The following is a 20,715-nucleotide window of genomic DNA, read 5'->3' as shown; positions in this document are numbered from 1 at the left end:
TTAATATGATTAGGAGAATGTTAAAAAGAGATTTCTCTCAAAATAAAATGATAATTACCATTTTATTTATGTTTATCATGTTATCGAGTCTGTTAATGGCTAGTGCTTCAAGTAACGTTATAAATCTATTGAACTCAATGGAGCAATTGTTTAAAGTATCAAACGCACCACACTTCGTACAAATGCATGCTGGAGAAATAAATCAAAAGTCAATTGATTCATTTGTTGCAAAAACTTCTTTTGTAAAAAAGCAGCAAACGGCAGAGATGATTCAAGTAGGCGGATCTAACATTTTTATAAAGAAGAGAAATCAAGCGGAACATAATAGTGTAATGGACATTAGTCTCGTTAAACAAAATACTAATTTTGACTTTTTATTAGATTTAAATAATGAAGTGGTTGATGTTAGGAAAGGGGAAATAGGTGTACCAATTTATTATATGCAAAAATATAATTTGCGTATTGGAGATAAAATATGGGTTGTTAAAAATAATAATGAACTAGAATTTACTATTTCGGCATTTGTTCGTGATGTTCAAATGAGCCCATCAATTGTTAGTTCAAAACGATTTGTAATAAGCGATGAAGACTTCGAAAGAATAAAAAGAAATTTTGGAGAAAGCGAATATCTTATTGAATTTCAGCTAACAGATTTAGATAAAATAAATGTATTTGAAACTTTATACGAGTCATCGAACTTACCTCAAAAAGGTCCCTCTATTACTTATTCACTCTTTAAAACACTCAATTCATTAGCAGATGGAACAATAGCTGCAGTACTTATCATAATAAGTGCATTATTAATGCTAATCGCGATTTTATGTATTAGATTTACGATTATGACTTCAATGGAAGAAGATTATCGGGAAATTGGTGTTATGAAAGCTATCGGCATTACAAGTAAAGAGATTCAAAAATTATATGTAACAAAATATATTGTTATTGCTGCTAGCGGATGTATATGTGGATATATTTTTTCATTATTTGTTACAAAAATATTCACCTCTAATATCTCACTTTATATGGGAACAGCAAATACAAGTATTTTACATTTTATTGTACCATTAATAGTTATAACTCTGCTATTTATAGCAGTTATCCTTTTCTGTCGTATCATTTTGCGAAATTTCAGGAGAATTACAGCAATAGATGCTTTACGATCAAGAGATAATCTAGGAAAGAGGAAGTTTAAAAGTTCTTTTTCTCTCTATCAAACTAAAATTACAAATGTAAATATATTTATTGGTATACAAGATGTAGTAAAACGATTTAAGTTATATCGCGTATTAAGTATCGTTTTAATCATAGCTGTATTTATGATTGTTGTACCTGTTAATTGTTTGTATACGATTCAGTCACCGAAGTTTGTAAATTATATGGGAACAGGAAAAAGTGATATTCGAATAGATTTACAGCAAACTGAAAATATAGAGAAACGATTTAAGGACGTCATATCATATTTACGAAATGATGAAGAAGTAGAAAAATATGCAGCATTTGTAACGAGTACATTTAAAATAGTAAAAGCTGATGGTACACATGAAAACTTAAATGTAGAAGTGGGAGACTTCACTAAATTTCCATTAGACTTTATTCAAGGTATGGCACCAAAAAATGAAAATGAAATTTCTCTTTCTTATATGAACGCAAATGAATTAAAAAAGAATGTAGGGGATAAGATTGTTTTATTTGTAGAAGGAAAAGAGAAAGCATTAACTATTAGTGGTATGTACCAAGATGTAACGAATGGTGGGAAAACAGCTAAAGCGAGCTTCTCTTATAATAAAGAAAATATATTATGGTATGTAGTAAATGTAGATATGAAGCCTACTGTGAATCTGCAAGAAAAAGTGAAGGAATATAAACACAATTTTCATTCTGCAAAAATAACAGATACGGATGATTATTTAACGCAAACTTTAGGAGAAACAATTAAACAATTAAGACTCGTAACTCAAGTAGCTATTTTGATTGCGATATTGATATCAGTTTTAATTACTGCGATGTTTTTTAAAATGCAATTGGCAAAAGACTCTTCGCAAATATTAATTATGAAAAGTATAGGCTTTTCTTACAAGGATATTCGTATACAGTATATAACTCGTTCTATTGCTATAGTGTTAATTGGTATTTTAACAGGGACATTTCTAGCTGCTACGTTTGGAGAAATGTTAGTAAGTTGGTTAGGCTCATTTATAGGAATGGCTCACATAAAATTTATTGTTAATCCAATCGTATCTTACGTAATATGTCCAGCTATTTTATTTATATCTGTGGCCGCAACATCATTTTTCAGTAGTTTTACTGTGAAACAAACAAATGATTTAAAAGGAAATGGGGAGTAGGAGGTGTGTAATTTGAAAAAAATTTTAGAAGTAAAACAATTAAATAAAAAATACTCAATAGATGGAAACAGAAATTATCATGTGTTAAAAAATATAGATTTAGAGATAAATGAAGGAGAGTTTGTATCGGTCATGGGACCATCGGGTTCTGGGAAATCGACGTTACTATATAATATTAGTGGAATGGATCAAATGTCATCAGGAAGTGTGAAAATTAATAGTAAAGAAATATCATGTATGAAAGAAGTGGCATTAGCAAAAATACGTCTTAATGAAATAGGATTTATTTTTCAACAAAGTAATCTTCTTAGAAATTTGAATCTACTTGATAATATCATCTTGTCAGCATATTTAGCGAAATGCGAGAGTAAGAAAACGATAAATAAACGTGCTTTTGAATTGATGGAAAAGATGGGGATAAGCGATATAGCGACCCATTATATAACCGAATCATCTGGAGGACAATTACAAAGAGTCTCCATTTGTAGAGCGCTCATCAATAATCCAAATATTATTTTTGCTGATGAACCAACCGGTGCCCTAAATTTAAAATCAACAGAAGAGGTAATGCAAATATTATTAAATATTAACCGTGATGGAACTACTATTATGTTAGTGACTCATGATGTAAAGGTAGCAGCGAAAACAGAAAGAGTCCTATTTATGGTGGACGGAGAAATTGTAAGTGAAATACAGTTAGGTAAGCTTAGGAACGATGATTTAAAAGCGCGAGAAGAGAAGTTGTTAAAATGGTTATCTATACTTGGATTTTAAAGAGAGAATATTTTTGACTCCTATTGAATGTAGGAGTTTTTTCTTTGTCAGAAAATCAAAAAGGATATATAATAATTTTCTGACTATTGAAACGTGGAGGCGTACAAATGAAAAATGAAACGTTACATACACAAGAAGATATTTTAAAAATGCTTGATTCATTATTAAGACCAGCAGAACCATTTTGGAATGAATTTTATGCAAATAGAGAAAAGGACGTTCCGTTTTTTGCAAATGTTCCAGATGAGAATCTAGTTTCGTATATACAAAAAGAAAGAGTTTTAAAAGGGAAAGTATTAGAACTTGGATGTGGTCCAGGAAGAAATGCAATTTATTTAGCGACTGAAGGATTTGATGTAACTGCAGTGGATTTATCTGTAGAAGGAATTAATTGGGCGAAAGAGAGGGCATTGGCAAAAGGAATAGAAATTGATTTTATTTGTGATTCGATTTTTAATTTAGAGGGTCAAAATGAATTTGATTTTGTATACGATTCGGGTTGTTTACATCATATTCCACCGCATAGAAGAATAAATTATGTGGATTTAATTAAAAACGCATTGAAATCGGGTGGTTATTTTGGATTAACGTGTTTTGCAGCAGGCGATTTAGATGAGAGAAATGGTTCAGAAATAACAGATTGGGATGTATATAGAGGGTGGAGTCTACAAGGTGGTCTTGCTTATTCGGAAGAAAAATTAAGAGAGATATTTAAGGGATTTGAAGTGATTGAAATTAGAAAGATGGAACAGATTGAGCAACCAAATGATATGTTTGGAGAATCATTTCTTTGGGCAGCATTATTTAAGAAGAAATAATAATGTAGATAATTGACAAACTCATCGTTTTTATAGACAATACATTTATAGGAATGTATGTTCGGTTTTTGTTAGCCGATGTATGTTTTACATAAATACATAACAAGGGGTTGTGTCCATATGAGTAACACAAATCAAAAAATTACTACGTTTTTAATGTTTGAGGGCAAAGCTGAGGAAGCGATGAACTTTTATACGTCGCTATTTGATCAATCAGAAATTGTAAATATTTCTCGCTATGATGAAAATGGACCTGGTAAAGAGGGAACTGTAATTCATGCAACTTTTACGTTACACGGGCAAGAGTTCATGTGCATTGATAGTTATGTAAATCATAATTTTACATTTACACCAGCTATGTCTCTTTATGTAACTTGTGATACGGAAGAAGAAATTGAAACGGCTTTTAATAAACTAGCTCAAGATGGAGCAGTACTTATGCCTCTAGGATCTTATCCGTTTAGTAAAAAATTTGGCTGGTTAAATGATAAGTATGGTGTGTCTTGGCAGTTAACGCTTGCTGAATAAAAAAGAAGCGTCGCTTATTTGTATAATGTGTTCAGTTAAGAGGTGTAAAACTTGTTTTGATAATAGTTTTGACACTCAAAATACACAAGGGAAAAAGGATGGCAAGTGCCATCCTTTTTGACATATATTGAATTTTTACCGTTTTTAAGAGCCTTCTTCGACTAATACCCCGTGTAACAAGCCAAAATTCTTAATCAACCTGTAACTTTATAGCTTTAGTGGCAATAAAGGTTTTAATATGCTTATCTAATATCCTTGTTCCACCAAAATCATCCTCATAAAAACCCGTTATAACAAAACCAGCTTCAATTTGACCTTTGATTTGGTCTTCTAAAGTATGTGCGTATTCTATTGTTTGATTTGAATTGATGTAATCTTGAACTTCATTCTCTGGTAAATAATCCAATGTTGATGAAGGTATTGAATGTTTAACATCAAGAATGCCTTTTTGTTCTTGGTTGTCATCAAAAATCCATAGTAAAGGATTTGTAAATCCAGAAATAAGAATGCCTTTATTCTTTAAAACTCTTGAAACTTCATTCCATACAAGATGAACATCTTTTACAAACAAATTAGAAACAGGATTTACAACAATATCAAAATATCTATCTTCAAAATCACTAAGGTCTGACATATCTCCTTGTACTGTTTTTAAAGTCAAACCCTCCCGTTTTGCTACCTTTTCATCTTGTTCCAATTGCTTCTTAGATATATCAGTAACTGTTACATCTGCTCCAGCAGCAGCTAGAACTGGTGCTTGTTGTCCGCCACCTGATGCTAAACAAAGTATCTTTAATCCCTCTAATGACTTTGGAAACCAATCTCTAGGAACTGATTTTTCTGTGGTGACTGTGATTTCCCATTCACCTGATTTACTTTTTTTAATAATCTCGCTACTTACAGGTTGCGTGTATCTAGAACCTTCTTCAACCTTCTTATCCCATGCATTACTGTTTTGTTGTATAGTATCCATTATGATTATTCCTCCTAACTGTCTAGTTGTATTTTAAATGTAAATTTAATACTTATTTATACATTCCCTTTAATTGATTTATGGGAGCTCTTTTCATTTACTTAAGGACAGAAGGCGTAGTCTTTTCTAACCATAGAATGCCATCATATTGTTCTGTCGGAATCATGATTTCTTCATTTTCTTTTATTCCCCAATAACTTGCTGCAGTAGGAGTAAACATCCATGAAGTTTCTGGTCGGTTACTTTCTCCTTTTAAGTTAACGAAAACATGGGGACTTCCCACTGTGCTGATGATTTTTTCAACGCTTTGTTCTTCATGTTCGTTATTTACAAGAATAACATCTTTATTGCGATCATCCCAACTGCTTTCACTATACGCAAATACGCCAATCGTGTACATTTGGTCTTTGATACGCTGCGGAAGATAATCCATCATATTAGGGGCTACATAATTGTATTGTTGCACCTTCGACCAGTCTGATATCATTTTCGAATTTTGTTTTCGAATATGATAATTATGCCCCCACACAATGATTTTTTTGTTTTTATACTGCATTTCAGTGAGCCATGCGAAGTTTTGTGCCATTTTTCGATCTCGGATGTAAAAAGAATAGTCTGTCAGGTTAGGTGAGGGGATGCCACCTCTGACTTTCATATCTGCATCTAAATGCGTTTTAATCGCATCAATCCGTATACTGATTGATTTCTCAAGGAAATTCACATCATACGCAGCATGAGGTGCAACTTGAGTCAATTCAGATTTATGATTCTGAATAAATGTTCTAACCTTTTCAAACTTGTTAATTACGGGCTGTATTTCTGCTTTAAATCGATCATAAGGATACGTACCTTCATATTTACTGTAATACCTATCTAGTTCAATTAACTCTGACACTGCTTCATCAAACTCACTCGCCACTTCTGGATTTACTTTTTGCAACCATTCTTTTGCATAGGAGCGGAATGAAGAATTATAAAACAAATTCATATCAAAACCAGCTAATGTGAGTGGCTTTCCTTTTTCTTTTTGTTCTTTCATATAGGTAAATAATTGTTCAAGTTCCTCAGTTTGCCATACAAGGTATAAAGATTGTTTCATTGCTTCTGTAGCAGTTAAGTGATCAATATTTTGCTGAACAGCTGCTGCTTCCCCAAGCCCTGTTTCAAATGCAATCACATCATATCCCATTTCCTCATGTAAGTACTTAATCATACGTATTTTGGATTGATTCATTTCCTTTGCACCATGCGTACTTTCACCAAGTACAACAATACGCTTGTCCTGTACAGCCTCTTTAAGAAATGATAAATCTTCTGTTGTTTGGGAAGTTGGTTCATTTAATTTTTTTGCATGACCGTTTAACCATTCCTCCCATTTGGGTTGATCGACTGGTTTTTCTGCCGCGAATGCTACAGATGTAAAAGTGGTACAGGCAAGAAGAGTACTCATTAGTCCAAGTTTCCATTTATTACACACAACAACGCCTCCAAGTATCATAGTTTACAAGTTAAAAAAGTAATACTAAAATTTACTAATATACCATTATTTGTAATGATGCATATGAGAATTTTTAACAATATTAATATTACGAAAATTTAAAAGGCTCCTTCGATGTAGAGAAGAAACCTTTCTTTCTATAGCACATTTTGCATGAATGCTTACTACTTTATTCTTGTGTTATCATTTCTCTTCACATTGTTTTACTTTGCTCAAGCAGTTCCATTACCTCAGGATCTTATGTGGAATCTGGAATGAGTACATGAATTTCAAAGTTCATTTTTATGCTTTTCGTATCTATTTACTTATATTTTCATTCTTACTGAACGCTACATCATTAGCAGTTTGTTTATATCCAAGGTTGCCTCGTGTGAAAATAAGTATAAGCAAAGCTAAAAGGCCTAATCCTATCACTACAAATATATCCGTATTCTTTAAAACTGCGTTGGTGGAATGAGTTTGTACCAAACTAAACGTATTTACACTCGTATGAACGAGCATGACAATAAATAAGTTTCCGTGATGGCAGTTATAGACCCAAGTGAGAATGATTGAAATCGGTAAACACAGCAAAATAAAAATTGGCAAATGAATATATAGGATTGAAAGGTCAGAACTTGGTCCACCCCTTTGTGCAGCCGTTAAGAAATGCGGAAGATGCCAAAATGCCCACAAAACACTTAGTAGTAATGTACCTTTTAGTGGTCCAAATTTCGATTGTAATCGAGGTAGAGCAAAACCGCGCCATCCGATTTCCTCAGGGAAGGGTCCGCCGAGAAAGAAAATAGCTACAAAAGAGATGAGATAGTTTACAAAAAATTCAATATTTAAGCTATGGAAAGTAGGTATCCCTCCATTTACTATCACCATACCTAGAAACATTACAGCAGGGATAACGATGAGAGTAAACAAGTACCACTTCAAACCAACTTTAATAGATATGATGCTTTTTCTAACTTTTTTCCATGACTCTTTGCCTTCAAGAGTGTGAAACATAATATACGCTGCTAACATAGGACCTGCAAATACATTGGCATAAAAGAAAATATCAAACGCTTTTGATTTAGGGAGAATACCCCATTGCGATAAGATAAATGGAATTAAAACAACCCACGAGAATACATATGCCATTATAAAAAATGAAGTTAACGGATAGGATTCCAAATACCCTCTCAGACCACGTGATGAGTTTTGTGATTTTGTTAAATCCTTCAGCATAATCACCTCTTCAATTATAAAATACTGCGATATATGCTAATTCTACATGATCTCATAATGAACCTTTTTGATGTAATAAAGTTAAGGTTTTTGTAAGAAAGGAGCGATACTTTACAAATAAAAGTAGAAATTTCTATAACCGTTTCATTCATTTCTTTGTCTACATTTAGTGCATCTGGGGGGCACCACATTACCATCATGTTAAATGTAAGTAAAATTCCGTTTAACTAGATTTCTTTCTGTTTATTTTTACAAAAAGAATAGCGCTTTTTTGTTTTTGAATACAATTTTTAGTTTGGTAACATTGGGTGATATCTAGTTATTAAACAATTTAAACATCGATACCCCCACTTGAAATTGTTATAATTAAAATGTTTTCAATATTTTAATAATGGAGGCTGGAGAATGAAAATTGCAATAGTCTGTTTCGATAACTTTACTGATATAGATGTTTTTTTACCATGGGATTTATTAAATCGCGTACGTTTAGTTGGCGGTATTTCTGATTGGAATGTCCAACTATTAGGAACGGAAAAAACTCATATATCCTCGTCTGGTTTACGCATCCCCATGACAGGAAGCATAACTGATATTCCTTCCGCTGACGCTGTAATATTTGCAAGTGGTAAGGGTGTACAGGATTTATATCAAAATCAAGAATATCTTAATAGCATTCATGTAGATCCTCATAGACAATTAATAGGCTCTATGTGTTCTGGTTCACTACTACTAGGAGCTAAAAAATTGTTAACTGGCAAAAAAGCAACTACATATCCATCCGCAGTAGAACTACTTAAAGAATATGATGTAGACGTTATTGAGCAAAGTTTCGTAAATGAAGGAAATATCTCGACTGCCGCAGGTTGTTTTGCTGCTCAAGATCTCTCAGCTTGGATTATAAGAACCCTAATTAATGAAGAAATGGTTGATACTGTGCTAGAAACTGTTCAGCCAGTGGGAAAAGGTCTATATTTTTAATTTTAAATCAAGTCAGAAATAGATAATCTGACTTGATTATTTATAATATAACGTTTTTGTTCAACGTCTTCTTCAGTGAATCCAAGTAATTCTCCTAAGTAGGGCTACCGTCACATCGCTATCAAGCTAAGGATTTGAAATCATCTCAAAATAGAAAAATTCACCTTTTGCAGTTAATTGCTGAATTCGGCTTATTTTTTGCGTGTTGGGGAACTACCAATTTCTTAAGTTGATGGTGATGGGCATGTGGTGCAACCCCATCACCATCAACTTAAAAGTACTAAAAAACATATGTAATAAAATAGAGTTTTTTCACCTAAACTTTTGATATTCTACAAGAATATTAGTAGACATATTCAAATAAGCTCTCGCAGGCCTATTTTTAAAAATTCATTATTGTACGCAGAACGTGATTTTTGTGTACACTCATACACCACACCCAGGATATCAAATGCCGTTTTCTTCTTATATTGATGGGATTTCCAACCATTTTTCTCAATCATCTGTAAGATTTTCTGGAGGACTTGTACAATGTCTTCTACATCCTTGTTTAATGCATTATGAAGGGCGAAAAAATAAGTTTTCAGGATTTATATAAGCAATTCTGACAACTAAGAGATGAACTAAGTTATCTGAAGCAACCGCCCCCTTGAAACCGAATAGGAGAGCAACATTTCAAATAATGTTCCATGATATAACTATCTATGTAATATAACTATGTTTGAACAAGGAGATGGGAGCATGAGTAAGTTAACAGGCAAAATAGCTTTAGTTACAGGATCAAGTCGAGGAATTGGTCGCAATATTGCATTGCGTCTGGCACAAGAGGGGGCCTTTGTCGTCGTTCATTACGGGAAAAGACGTAAGGAGGCAGAAGCAGTTGTTCATCAGATCGAGCAAAGCGGAGGAAATGCTTGCGCAATTGGTGCTGACCTTAGTACTTTAGATGGTATTCAAGATTTATTTACTACTTTGGATGATACTATTCGGGAATATATGGGCGGTGACGGATTCGATATTCTTGTCAACAATGCTGGAATTGGTCAAATTATCAGTTTAGAAGAGACGACGGAAGAATCATATGACGAGGTAATGAAGATTAATGTCAAAGCACCACTTTTTGTTACTCAACAAGCTTTGCCACGTTTAAAAGATGGAGGACGCATCATTAATATTTCATCTTTTGTGACACGTGCAGCTTCTCCAAGTGTCTTCGCGTACAGTATGTCTAAAGGTGCTATCGACACATTTACGCGCCTTCTAGCCAAACAACTAGGGAGCCGTAATATTACGGTAAACGCCATCCAGCCTGGAATTATTAATACAGAGATGAATGCTGAGACTTTGGAAAACCTTGATGGACAAAAATATGCGGCTAGTCTTTCAATCTTTAACAGATGGGGAGAACCCGAGGATGTGGCAGATATTACCGCCTTTCTCGCTTCCTCAGACAGCCGTTGGGTAACTGGTCAATTACTGGATGCAAGTGGCGGATCTCACCTATAGAACTTGTAAGATAACGAATTTATAAGGATCTTCAAATGAAGTGACCCCAAAAAGTTAGGCGCATATTTTAAGCAGTTACTGAGGAATGAACTCTGTATTGGACAGGGCTCATTCCTTTTAATTCGTTTGTTAAGGAACAATAAGATAGGTGTTGCATAAGGAGGGATTAAGCGAGGAGTAAAGGCATTATGTAGAGAAACGAGATCTTATCACTTGTAAAACCAGTGATACATTAAAACAAGCATAGAGCACTTTACAATAAAGTGGGTTTCGCTATATTCCAGTATTAGATGAGGAAGAAGGGTATTTCAATAGATATATATATAGTCGATTAGCTTAAAAAAATGGATCCTAGTAGTAAAAAGCTGCCTGTTCATAGTTTTATTAAGGAGACAAGGAAATATATCAAAAAAGATGCTTCATTTTACTAAATCTTCTTTACGATTAAGCGTTTTCCGTATATTATATAATTTTTTTGGGAGAATGAAACTATATTAAGGGATTCATATCCATGCAAAGATAATTGGACTGCTGCCAAAAGGGTGGGGAGATGGGTACAGACTTACCCTTGGAACAATGCAATATGAAAAAGCCCTGCAACATTTAACAAAAGCAATTAACAAATATACGACAATTAAAAGTTTAGTAACATTAGATAATGAATCTCTCGTATGGCCTATTCATGTGACAATTGTTAGTTGAAAAAATGTATTAGACTCCAACTATATGAAATTAGGAGTGTAGAGAAGATGTCAAAAACTTACTTTATAGAAGATTTATATGATTTAAGCTTTGAACATAAAAAAGACTTATTGAAATTATTTGTTAGTGAAAATGAAACATTATGTTTTTTCTACGCAGAAGAAAATTTAAAAAGTCTAAATAATAAAGAGAAAAAAATGGTTTTAACAAATTTATATGAAAAAAGTCAAAAGTGGATCGTTCCATTGGGGCAAGTAAGAGAACTTAAAGGAATGATGTGGTATAAAGTAAAAATTGATGAAGAAATTATTCAAGCTATTGAGATAGAACAATTATTTTGGCGTGTAATTGTAAAGGACGGGTATCCTGTAAAAGATTTTTCATATAGCTTTGCATTAATTGAAGATGATTGTATAGAAGAATTGGTTATAGAAGAAAAAGAAAAAGAAAAAAATAGCTTTATTAATAAAGTTTGTCCTAAAATAAGAGAGATGTTTGGAGAGAAATTGAAAATTAGTTAAAGTAGTTTCTTCTTATGCAAAAACTTTAAGTAGTCTCTATGCCTAGGACATACTGATACTAATAGTTCCGATAAGGTATATCATTCAACTGGTATTATCATCTGAAATTGTAAAATTAAATCAATTGTGATGCAAATTAAACAACGATGATTCCTAAGTGTGGAAGGATCATCGTTGTTTTGAATGAAGCGCCAATAGTAAAGTTTGGTGAAATGAATTTAATAAACCTTATTATTGATTGGTACAAACAGATAATACATGTTTTGAAAAATATAACACGTAAAACAATCAATCCAGAAAAACTGAATTACTGGATGTACATGATATTTTAAACTCTACAACAGTAGTTTCTCGGTTTTTTTCTGTTTAGAGTGATTGTTGTTTCCTCAGTATTTTTCCAAGTTTAGCTAACAGTTCAGGCTGATCCCCTTGGCTCATTACAACTTCAATAAAGATAAGTCGATTCATATTAAAACTGATTTTATTGAAGACTTCTGCTAACTCTATTTCATTTTCTACTTTAAATGTGAGACTTTTTTCTTCTGATCCGAACACGTTTGCTAGTTTCGTGTAATCCCACATTTGTATGTCATTATACGGTTGGTTTTGGCCGTGAATCGCACGTTCAACAGTGTATCCGTTGTTATTGATTAAAAATATAATTGGTTTTAAATTTTGACGTAGTATAGTGGACAACTCTTGAACAGTTAACTGGAAAGAACCATCACCAATAATTAAAATGTTACGCCGTGTTACATTAGCGAGTTGTGTTCCTAATAAAGCAGGGAGTGTATATCCGATAGATCCCCATAACGGTTGTCCTACATATGTAGCGTTATTAGGTAAAGGGATAGCGGCACTACCGAAATATGGTGTTCCTTGCTCTGCAATTAAGACGTCGTTTTCTTGTAAGAAGTGGTACAATTGTTGCCAAAAACGTTGTTGCGTAACGATTTGTGCTTTTGGATTGAACTCTTTAGTAATAGATGATGATTCTGAAATAAACGACTTAATTTCAAGTGTTTCTTCATTACGATGCTCGATTGAATCACTTAAATGTTGTAGTACATCTTTCATTACAACCGGTCCGTATTTTTTATCTATAATTTTCACAGTATAGGGATGAATTTCTATAACTTGTTCTTTCGTAAAACCTTGTGTAAAGCCACCGGTAATAGTATCAGTTAATTTCACACCGATACTAATGATACAGTCAGATTCATCAACTCTTTTTCGCAAGTATGGAGGACTAACATCGCCAGTGTAAATTCCTATAAATTGAGGATGTTTTTCTGGGAATATGCCCTTGCCCATACTTAGTGAAGCGATTGGGAAGCCAGTTTTTTCTACGAATTGATGTAAATCCTCATCAGCATGAAAACGATTCACTTCAAAATCAGCTAATATAACCGGTTTTTTGGCGCTATTTATTTTGGAAGTGGCATGTAGAAGCATTTTATCTAATGCGTCTTTATTACTTACTATGGGATGATTTAAGATTGGTTCCGTAGGTTTATTAATTGGTTTATTATATACATCGATCGGTAAATTAATATGAACAGGGCGTTTTTCATTCCAACATGCACGGAGTACACGGTCAATTTCCTCAGCGGCATGCTCAGGGGTTAAATTAGTTTGTGCCACAGTAATTTCTCGATACATATTGGAAAAGTGATCGAACTTTCCATCACCTAATGTATGATGAACGAGTTCTCCATTTTCCATTACAGTTGTTGTTGGTGTGCCAGTTATTTTTATAACTGGTACGTTTTCGGCATATGAGCCGGCAATGCCGTTTATGGCACTCAATTCCCCGACACCAAAAGTGGTAATAAGAGCAGCGACACCTTTTATGCGAGCATATCCATCTGCTGCATATGCCGCATTTAATTCATTACAGTTGCCAATCCACTCTAAATTTTTATGTGCAATCACATCATCTAAAAAGGCAAGATTATAATCACCAGGAACACCAAATATATGCTCAATTCCTAATTCGTATAATCGATCTAATAAATATGTACTTACAGTATATTGCGTTTTCAAGAGAATCATCTCCTAATTATTTTAGTTCGTGTAGTGAATGCTGCAATAGACTACAGAAGTTCAAGTGCGTTGATTAAAATATTCATTACTGGATTGTGGTATAATTTACATACAGGGGGAAAGTAGATGACACAACATAAAGAAGAACAGATGAATGAGGCATTGGCATTATTTTATTTTGCATATAAAACATTTACTGAAAAACCAGATGAAATTATAAAAGAATATGGTATACAACGAGTACATCACCGAATTTTATTTTTTATCGCACGTTTTCCAGGGATAAGTGTAAATGAGTTACTATCGCTATTAGAAATAAGTAAACAAGCTCTTCACGGACCACTGCGTCAACTTGTGGAAAAGGGACTAATTGAAAGTAATGAAGCTACTCATGATCGTCGAGTAAAACAATTATCCTTAACAGAAGAAGGGACAGATTTAGAGAAAAAACTAAGTGATGTTCAAAGAAAGCAAATGGGTGCTATTTTTTCAAAATTTGGTGAATCATGTGAAGAGAATTGGCATCAAGTTATGAACGAAATGGCGAATAGCCGTTCAGGTCATGATGCATGGATATCGAAAAGAGAAATTCCAGTTGATCAAAAATAATGAGAAATAGGCCTTTCTTTATAGTTTGAAAAAGAAAGAATTTTATCCATGCATTTGGCAACTATGGATAAATCATAGAGTGAATGGATAAAAAGATGCATTACTAGATACTTTATACGTGTACGCGATGGAACAATAAAATTCACATTTCCGAGAGGGGAATTATAATGATAAAACTTGTACTTATTCGTCACGGACAAAGTTTATGGAACCTTGAAAATCGCTTTACTGGATGGACGGATGTAGATCTATCAGAGAATGGATTAAGTGAAGCAAGAGAAGCAGGAGCAATATTAAAGGAAAATGGTTATACTTTCGATGTTGCTTACACATCTGTATTAAAACGGGCAATCCGGACTTTATGGATTGTGCTACATGAAATGGATCTTACTTGGGTGCCTGTACATAAATCGTGGAAACTAAATGAAAGACATTATGGCGCACTACAAGGATTGAATAAAGAAGAAACTGCAAAAAAATATGGAGAAGAACAAGTTCATATTTGGAGAAGGAGTGTTGATGTAAGACCACCTGCTCTTACTGAAGATGACCCTAGATATGAAGCGAACGATCCAAGATATAAAACACTTCAAAAAGGTGAATTCCCATTAACTGAATGTTTAGAGGATACGGAGAAACGAGTGCTTAATTATTGGCATTCAGAAATTGCACCGTCATTAAAAAGTGGTGAGAATGTAATTATTTCATCTCATGGTAATACAATTCGATCGCTAGTGAAATACTTAGACAACCTTTCAAATGATGGTGTAGTTTCATTAAATATTCCAACTAGCATTCCGCTTGTTTATGAATTAGACGAAAATTTACGTCCAATTCGTCATTATTACTTAAGTATGGATGGAGAAGTACCTGAAGGAGAAATTCCGAAACATATTTCTTTTTAACATGAAAATTTGTAACGCATGCTTGTCTACATATACAATGTAGATTCATGATAAAGTGAAACTTTAATCAGTGAGGGTTTTGTTCATCCCCACTGATTATTAGTTGAACCAATCGGGCTGCCCACAAATAGCGGGATAAAAGACGTGGCCTGCTTCTAATGTATATGCGATGTAGCTAACTTTAGAAGGTTGTCCACGTCTTTTGTCATAAAGAGAGCTGCTTGTGCATGTAATGATATCGTGAGTAGTTTTTGAATGGAGGGTGATGTGATTGGTGATCTCTAACATTCGAATCGGATTATTTATTTTAGCGATCATTTTTGTAGTTCTTGTTTTTTTTTATTGGAGAAATGAAGAGTTATACGAAGAGAAAAAACAGAGAATTCGAAAAACTTGGTATGGATTATTCATAACATCAGTCACAGTTTATTTCATGATAAAAGGAATCGATTTAACCCTCTGGAAAAACTTACTAATGTTTACTGCGATGGTCATTTTCGTTGATATTGCGTTTATTTTAACACCTAACATCTCGGAAATATGGGGAGCGAAATTTAGCGATATCGGTAAAACTGTTCAATCCATAAAGCGGTCATTAATCGCTTCAAAAGCAAGAGGAGAAATATATACGAACATTATCCAAAATATTAATCCAGCAGCATTTGGGACGATGGAATGGCATACAGAAGAGGAATATACAAAAAGCTTAAACTCATTTTTAGATTCATATGGGGAAAAAATTGGAGCAAAAATTGTTGTATTTGAAGCAGCAAATGAATTAAATACGGGCTTTCGTGGTATTCGCTCTCAATTTAGTATTACAGTACCTTTAGAACATATAGAGCAATTAAATGAACAAAAAGCAGTACAAGTAGAGAACGTTGGGATTATACCAGCAAAAATAATGAATGACGTTTTTATAGTTATTGATGGGAAGAAAAATAGCCTTCAAGATCGAGATTTTGAAAATGTATATAATTTAACCATACATCATAGTTATTTTAGTAAGTAGGACAGAATCATTTTTCTGTCCTTTTCTTCTATACATAAATTCAAAACAAAATACGACAAAGTTGAATAAAATGGGACAATCATTCCTACACTAGCACGTAGAGGTGATTGTAGTGATAAAGGATTATGACAATGATTTTTTTAAAGAAGATGATGAGGATGCAACAGATTTCTCTTTAATAAAAGGAGATACTTTGCAGCAAGTAGAAGAGTTAGAAGAAGAATTAAAAAGAAAATCATAAGTATACAACTCTGTCTGCATCTGCTATATAATATAAATAAAAGGTTGTATCTTTTGAAAAGGGGGAGAAGAGATGGCTGAAATCAGTGTACAAAAGTCTTCGTTTTTTAAAGAAAAAAAAGAAGAATCAAATACAGATTTCTCTCTTGTGAAAGGTGCATTAACGGAAAATATAAATCGGTTAGAGAAACTGATGAATAATAGCAGTTCAAAATATATACGAGTGAAAAAAACAAAAGAAAATGCATAGTACATTTTCTTTTGTTTTTTTATTTAATAGTAAACTTATCTTTTACTTTTTCAGGTAAATCTGCTTTCTGAATCTCTTCATAGGACTTTACTTCAATTGATGATATTTCATTTTTGTTATTATCATCTTGATCAACACCCTTACAATGTTGTAAGAGTGTTGTACATAAAATGAACAATATATATAAAATATTAAAAAAGTTAAAACAAAGGTAAAATAATGAATCATGGTATAATGATAAAAGACTTACATATTATTTTGTCATTTGGAGAGGAGCTTGAAAAATGTATTCTACTTTAGAACAATTAACAAAGCACCCTGTATTTTATCATTTTGCAGAAATTTCAAAGATTCCTAGAGGATCAGGTAATGAAAAGGAAATTAGTGATTATTTAGTTGGCTTTGCTAAAGAGCGTAACTTAGAAGTGATTCAAGATGAAGCATTAAATGTCATTATTAAAAAAGAAGCAACTGCTGGCTATGAAAATGTAGCAGCTATTATCATTCAAGGTCATATGGATATGGTTTGCGAAAAAAACCAAGCAACAGTACATGATTTTGAAAAAGATCCAATTGAATTACGAATTATTGGAGACATGTTATACGCAAATCAAACAACTTTAGGTGCTGATAATGGTATTGCAGTTGCGTATGCATTAGCTTTATTAGATTCAAAAGACATTCCACATCCAGCACTTGAAGTCGTTATCACTACCGAAGAAGAAACGACAATGGGCGGGGCTTTTGCTGTTGATCCAAATCATTTTGAAGGAAAGATTTTTATAAATATTGATTCTGAAGAAGATCACAAATTACTTGTAAGTAGTGCAGGTGGTGCGAAAGCTGTTGAAACAATTCCAGTAATTTGGGATGAAGCGCCAGCGAATACGGATGCATACCGTCTATATGTTGGTGGTCTAAAAGGCGGACATTCTGGTATGGAAATTGATAAGCAACGTGGTAATGCGAACAAAACATTAGGGCGAGTATTACATGATTTATCAACAAATATGGAGTTTAATATAAGTGAAGTTCACGGCGGATTAAAAACGAATGCAATTCCGCGTGAAAGTGTAGCTACAATTTTATTACGTCAAGAAGATGTAGAGAAGGTAGAAGAAAAGCTTGAGTCATGGACAAGAGTATTACAAGAAGAAATGCGTGCTGTTGATCCAGATGTTCATGTTACACTTACAAAGTTGGATGAGAAAGTAGAAAAAGTATTTGCTAAAGAAACACAAAAGCAGCTTATTTCATCATTATTCTTAATTCCGAATGGTATTCAAAGTATGAGCATGGATATTAAAGGTCTAGTAGAAAGCTCAACAAATTTAGGTGTTATTGAAACATTGCAAGATGAAATTAAATTACGTAACGAAGTACGAAGTTCTGTAAGTAGTTTAAAACAGCATGTTGCAGAAGAAATCAAATATATTGCCGAATTAGTTGGTGCTACGTTTGAAATTGAGTCAGAGTATCCAGAATGGCCATACAATCCAAATTCACAAATTCGTAATTTATTTGAAAAAGTTCATCAAGAAAAATACAATAAAGATATTGAAATTTTCGCTGTGCATGCAGGGATTGAATGTAGCGCATTCGTTCAAAAAATGCCTGAATTAGATGCAATTTCATTCGGACCAGACATTTTCAACGTGCACACTCCGGATGAACATATCAGTATCTCTTCTGTAGTGAATAACTGGGGATTCTTCATTGATGTAATGAAGGGTACGAAAGAATTAGCTAAATAATAATGATGAAATAAAAGTAGCCTATAAAACTTTATAGGCTACTTTTTTGTGTTGGAATTTATCCCGCATTAACGGGCAGTAAGACCCCCACCTCAAAATTCAGCGAGAGCAAAGAAGTTAGGTGGGGGATCAACTGCCCGTAAAAGCCCGATTGGTTTAACTAATAATCAGTGGGGGATGAATAAAACCCCCACTGATTAAATTTTCACTTTATGAGAAATCATTTTTCGTTAGTATGTAATATTAAGCTTGAACAATTAATAAGGATGAATTGTTGATGTTTTTTAGTACTGATGAAGGGGTGGAGAAATGAAGGGAAGAAAGCATTTTATTGTTTGTATGTTTTTATTGTTTTTCACATTTAGTTTTATTGGTGTTCAGAAAATAATAGCGGAAGAAGTTGAATTTTCAGGGACAACAGCTCCATTGAATGTAAATGTTAGAGAGGCAAAAAGTTTGAGTGCAAGTATTGTAGATGTGATTCCCGGAAATACAAAAATATCTTTTAAAGGATGGGAGTATGGTGAAGCGGTTAAAGATTACTGGACAGGAAATTTAGATAATCGTTGGTTTTATTATTTTAAAGATGGAAAAAAAGTATATGTAACGTCAGCGTATATTAATGGAAATCCTCCAAATACATCAACAAATCGTAAATTATCTGTACCTAACATATTACAAGAAAGATCAAATTGGTGTTGGGCAGGCACTTCGGTTTCAGTTTTAAATTATTTTGGGAAAACTCCTTCACAAGATCAGTACGTTAGGTATGTCAAGGGTGGATCATATAATAATCCTGCAACTTCACGTGAAATACAATATGGATTATCGGGATATGGTGTTAGCTCAGCTATAAGTCCTGGAGCAAAATCGTATGATTGGTTCAAAAATCAAATTAATAGTGATCAACCGATGATTGCACTCATTATGTGGCAAAATGGAGCTAACATCGGACACTTTCTAGTACTTGATGGATTTTATAAAGGAACAAATGGAACAGATTATATAACGTACATGGACCCTTGGTATGGTGATCATTATAATCATAATTTCAGTACGTTCCATAACAATAATAATTTTTGGTGGAGTGAAACTGTTTATAATATCCATGCAAACTAATAATATTAAAAGCGGGGGTTCATTAATGGGAAAACTACTTAAGCTTGTAATACCGTGCATTTGTTTAATGACCGTTATTATTTTCGCTAGTAAAATTAGTTATGCATCAAAAAATAAAAATGAACCAGTACAATCGATTGCATTAAAAGATTATCAATATAGTAAGGGAAGTTCTTCTGAAAATTTAAGTTTTGAAAAAATAACAACATCCTCATTTTCGTTACCAATCTATGAAACAATTCCAGCACAGCAAATTTTAAATAGCTCTGAATTTAAGCATTTACTATTACCAACAAATGAAAAACTGTGGTTTATTATGAAGGGTGAGCAGCCAGAAGGATTAATTGTTGCGAATGATACTGAACCGATTCGAACGGGCGGAGAAAATAGAAGTAAAGATTTATATGGGTTATATAAAGCAATAAAAAATAATACAAATGAAACAAAAGATATTAGTTATTTTGAATTTGAAGGGCAAGGAATATTGGTAGTAAATCAAAATAATGATCAAGAAATATATCTTAGTAAAGGTGCCGCTGCCATATTAAAACTTCCTGCTGGTCAAAAAGCATTGAGCAGTGAAGTAATACAGAAAATGAAAGAGAGAATCGTAACTGCTTTTGAATAGTTAATTATAAACTGAACAAATATATGTATTTAATATGAAATTTCATGTACTGTATTATTTTTAAAAATGAATCATTTCATAAATAATACAGTAGAAGGTGTAGAAAAGATAACAAGAGAAACCAGTGTGGGATGTTATGAAAAATGATGATTATAGTAGGAATAGTTGATTCTTATTTGTTATTTATACGTGGGTGAAAAGAGATCAGGTAAGAGGATTCATGCCAGGGGTATAAACATAATAATGCATATAAAAAGGTTAGAGAGGCTAATTCTCTAGCCTTTTTATGTG

General features: G+C 33.1%; 19 protein-coding genes and 1 pseudogene. 15 read left to right on the top strand and 5 right to left on the bottom strand.

The window, feature by feature from the left end:
• Window positions 1–5: 5 nt before the first annotated feature.
• The 4 genes from ACP6L7_RS10820 (at window position 6) to ACP6L7_RS10805 (ending at window position 4,465) form a co-directional block, all read left to right on the top strand.
• On the top strand, window positions 6–2,345 hold the full coding sequence (locus ACP6L7_RS10820; RefSeq protein WP_097833271.1) for an ABC transporter permease: 2,340 nt from the start codon (window positions 6–8) through the stop codon (window positions 2,343–2,345).
• A 12-nt stretch (window positions 2,346–2,357) separates the two neighbouring features.
• A complete protein-coding gene (locus ACP6L7_RS10815; protein ID WP_141536789.1) occupies window positions 2,358–3,119 on the top strand; it encodes an ABC transporter ATP-binding protein in 762 nt (253 codons plus the stop codon).
• A 107-nt stretch (window positions 3,120–3,226) separates the two neighbouring features.
• Window positions 3,227–3,937 carry a class I SAM-dependent methyltransferase gene (locus tag ACP6L7_RS10810; protein WP_097833273.1) on the top strand — a complete coding sequence of 237 codons (711 nt, stop codon included), beginning with the start codon at window positions 3,227–3,229 and terminating at the stop codon, window positions 3,935–3,937.
• A 120-nt stretch (window positions 3,938–4,057) separates the two neighbouring features.
• A complete protein-coding gene (locus ACP6L7_RS10805; protein WP_097833274.1) occupies window positions 4,058–4,465 on the top strand; it encodes a VOC family protein in 408 nt (135 codons plus the stop codon).
• A 190-nt stretch (window positions 4,466–4,655) separates the two neighbouring features.
• Here the strand turns inward: ACP6L7_RS10805 and ACP6L7_RS10800 are convergent, their stop codons facing one another.
• The 3 genes from ACP6L7_RS10800 to ACP6L7_RS10790 form a co-directional block, all read right to left on the bottom strand.
• On the bottom strand, window positions 4,656–5,438 hold the full coding sequence (locus ACP6L7_RS10800; protein WP_430529219.1) for a class I SAM-dependent methyltransferase: 783 nt from the start codon (window positions 5,436–5,438) through the stop codon (window positions 4,656–4,658).
• Window positions 5,439–5,535: 97 nt separating this feature from the next.
• The gene (locus ACP6L7_RS10795; RefSeq protein WP_141533587.1) at window positions 5,536–6,915 is read right to left on the bottom strand and encodes an erythromycin esterase family protein; all 1,380 of its coding nucleotides are present in this window, start codon (window positions 6,913–6,915) and stop codon (window positions 5,536–5,538) included.
• 318 nt (window positions 6,916–7,233) lie between these two features.
• Window positions 7,234–8,154, bottom strand: coding sequence for a CPBP family intramembrane glutamic endopeptidase (locus ACP6L7_RS10790; protein ID WP_097833276.1), 921 nt, complete (start codon window positions 8,152–8,154; stop codon window positions 7,234–7,236).
• A 405-nt stretch (window positions 8,155–8,559) separates the two neighbouring features.
• Between ACP6L7_RS10790 and ACP6L7_RS10785 the strand changes: the two genes are divergently transcribed.
• The 3 genes from ACP6L7_RS10785 (at window position 8,560) to ACP6L7_RS10775 (ending at window position 11,861) form a co-directional block, all read left to right on the top strand.
• Window positions 8,560–9,132 (top strand): DJ-1/PfpI family protein, encoded by a 573-nt coding sequence (locus ACP6L7_RS10785; RefSeq protein ID WP_097833277.1) that lies wholly within the window; start codon window positions 8,560–8,562, stop codon window positions 9,130–9,132.
• 741 nt (window positions 9,133–9,873) lie between these two features.
• Window positions 9,874–10,638, top strand: coding sequence for an SDR family oxidoreductase (locus ACP6L7_RS10780; RefSeq protein ID WP_097833278.1), 765 nt, complete (start codon window positions 9,874–9,876; stop codon window positions 10,636–10,638).
• A gap of 749 nt (window positions 10,639–11,387) precedes the next feature.
• Window positions 11,388–11,861, top strand: a complete 474-nt coding sequence (locus tag ACP6L7_RS10775; RefSeq protein WP_097833279.1) for a hypothetical protein — start codon at window positions 11,388–11,390, stop codon at window positions 11,859–11,861.
• 366 nt (window positions 11,862–12,227) lie between these two features.
• On the opposite strand, the gene ACP6L7_RS10770 is transcribed toward ACP6L7_RS10775, so the two are convergent.
• Window positions 12,228–13,907, bottom strand: coding sequence for an alpha-keto acid decarboxylase family protein (locus ACP6L7_RS10770; RefSeq protein WP_141533588.1), 1,680 nt, complete (start codon window positions 13,905–13,907; stop codon window positions 12,228–12,230).
• A gap of 126 nt (window positions 13,908–14,033) precedes the next feature.
• Between ACP6L7_RS10770 and ACP6L7_RS10765 the strand changes: the two genes are divergently transcribed.
• From ACP6L7_RS10765 to spoIISB, 5 genes are all read left to right on the top strand, one after another.
• Window positions 14,034–14,516, top strand: coding sequence for a MarR family winged helix-turn-helix transcriptional regulator (locus ACP6L7_RS10765; protein ID WP_000191893.1), 483 nt, complete (start codon window positions 14,034–14,036; stop codon window positions 14,514–14,516).
• 167 nt (window positions 14,517–14,683) lie between these two features.
• Window positions 14,684–15,421, top strand: a complete 738-nt coding sequence (gpmA, locus tag ACP6L7_RS10760) for a 2,3-diphosphoglycerate-dependent phosphoglycerate mutase (RefSeq protein ID WP_097833281.1) — start codon at window positions 14,684–14,686, stop codon at window positions 15,419–15,421.
• A 271-nt stretch (window positions 15,422–15,692) separates the two neighbouring features.
• Window positions 15,693–16,433 carry a type II toxin-antitoxin system SpoIISA family toxin gene (locus tag ACP6L7_RS10755; RefSeq protein WP_097833282.1) on the top strand — a complete coding sequence of 247 codons (741 nt, stop codon included), beginning with the start codon at window positions 15,693–15,695 and terminating at the stop codon, window positions 16,431–16,433.
• A 112-nt stretch (window positions 16,434–16,545) separates the two neighbouring features.
• Entirely contained in the window at window positions 16,546–16,674 is a 129-nt protein-coding gene (locus tag ACP6L7_RS10750) for a D-alanyl-D-alanine carboxypeptidase (protein WP_141533590.1), read from the top strand.
• Between the two features lie 72 nt (window positions 16,675–16,746).
• On the top strand, window positions 16,747–16,923 hold the full coding sequence (gene spoIISB, locus ACP6L7_RS10745) for a stage II sporulation protein SB (RefSeq protein ID WP_097833284.1): 177 nt from the start codon (window positions 16,747–16,749) through the stop codon (window positions 16,921–16,923).
• 19 nt (window positions 16,924–16,942) lie between these two features.
• On the opposite strand, the pseudogene ACP6L7_RS10740 reads toward spoIISB, so the two are convergent.
• Window positions 16,943–17,059: pseudogene (locus ACP6L7_RS10740) on the bottom strand (YxeA family protein); the annotation flags it as partial.
• A gap of 148 nt (window positions 17,060–17,207) precedes the next feature.
• Between ACP6L7_RS10740 and pepD the strand changes: the two are divergent.
• From pepD to ACP6L7_RS10725, 3 genes are all read left to right on the top strand, one after another.
• Window positions 17,208–18,677 carry a beta-Ala-His dipeptidase gene (pepD, locus tag ACP6L7_RS10735; RefSeq protein WP_097833285.1) on the top strand — a complete coding sequence of 490 codons (1,470 nt, stop codon included), beginning with the start codon at window positions 17,208–17,210 and terminating at the stop codon, window positions 18,675–18,677.
• Window positions 18,678–18,986: 309 nt separating this feature from the next.
• Window positions 18,987–19,796, top strand: coding sequence for a papain-like cysteine protease family protein (locus ACP6L7_RS10730; RefSeq protein WP_097833286.1), 810 nt, complete (start codon window positions 18,987–18,989; stop codon window positions 19,794–19,796).
• A gap of 25 nt (window positions 19,797–19,821) precedes the next feature.
• Entirely contained in the window at window positions 19,822–20,424 is a 603-nt protein-coding gene (locus ACP6L7_RS10725; RefSeq protein WP_071772520.1) for a hypothetical protein, read from the top strand.
• The last annotated feature ends 291 nt before the right edge of the window (window positions 20,425–20,715 follow it).

It is taken from the genome of Bacillus silvicola (assembly GCF_050524305.1).
In the GTDB taxonomy this organism is placed as follows: domain Bacteria; phylum Bacillota; class Bacilli; order Bacillales; family Bacillaceae_G; genus Bacillus_A; species Bacillus_A cereus_AT.
Note: the sequence above shows the minus strand (reverse complement) of the source record. Positions and strands in the feature narration are given on the sequence as shown.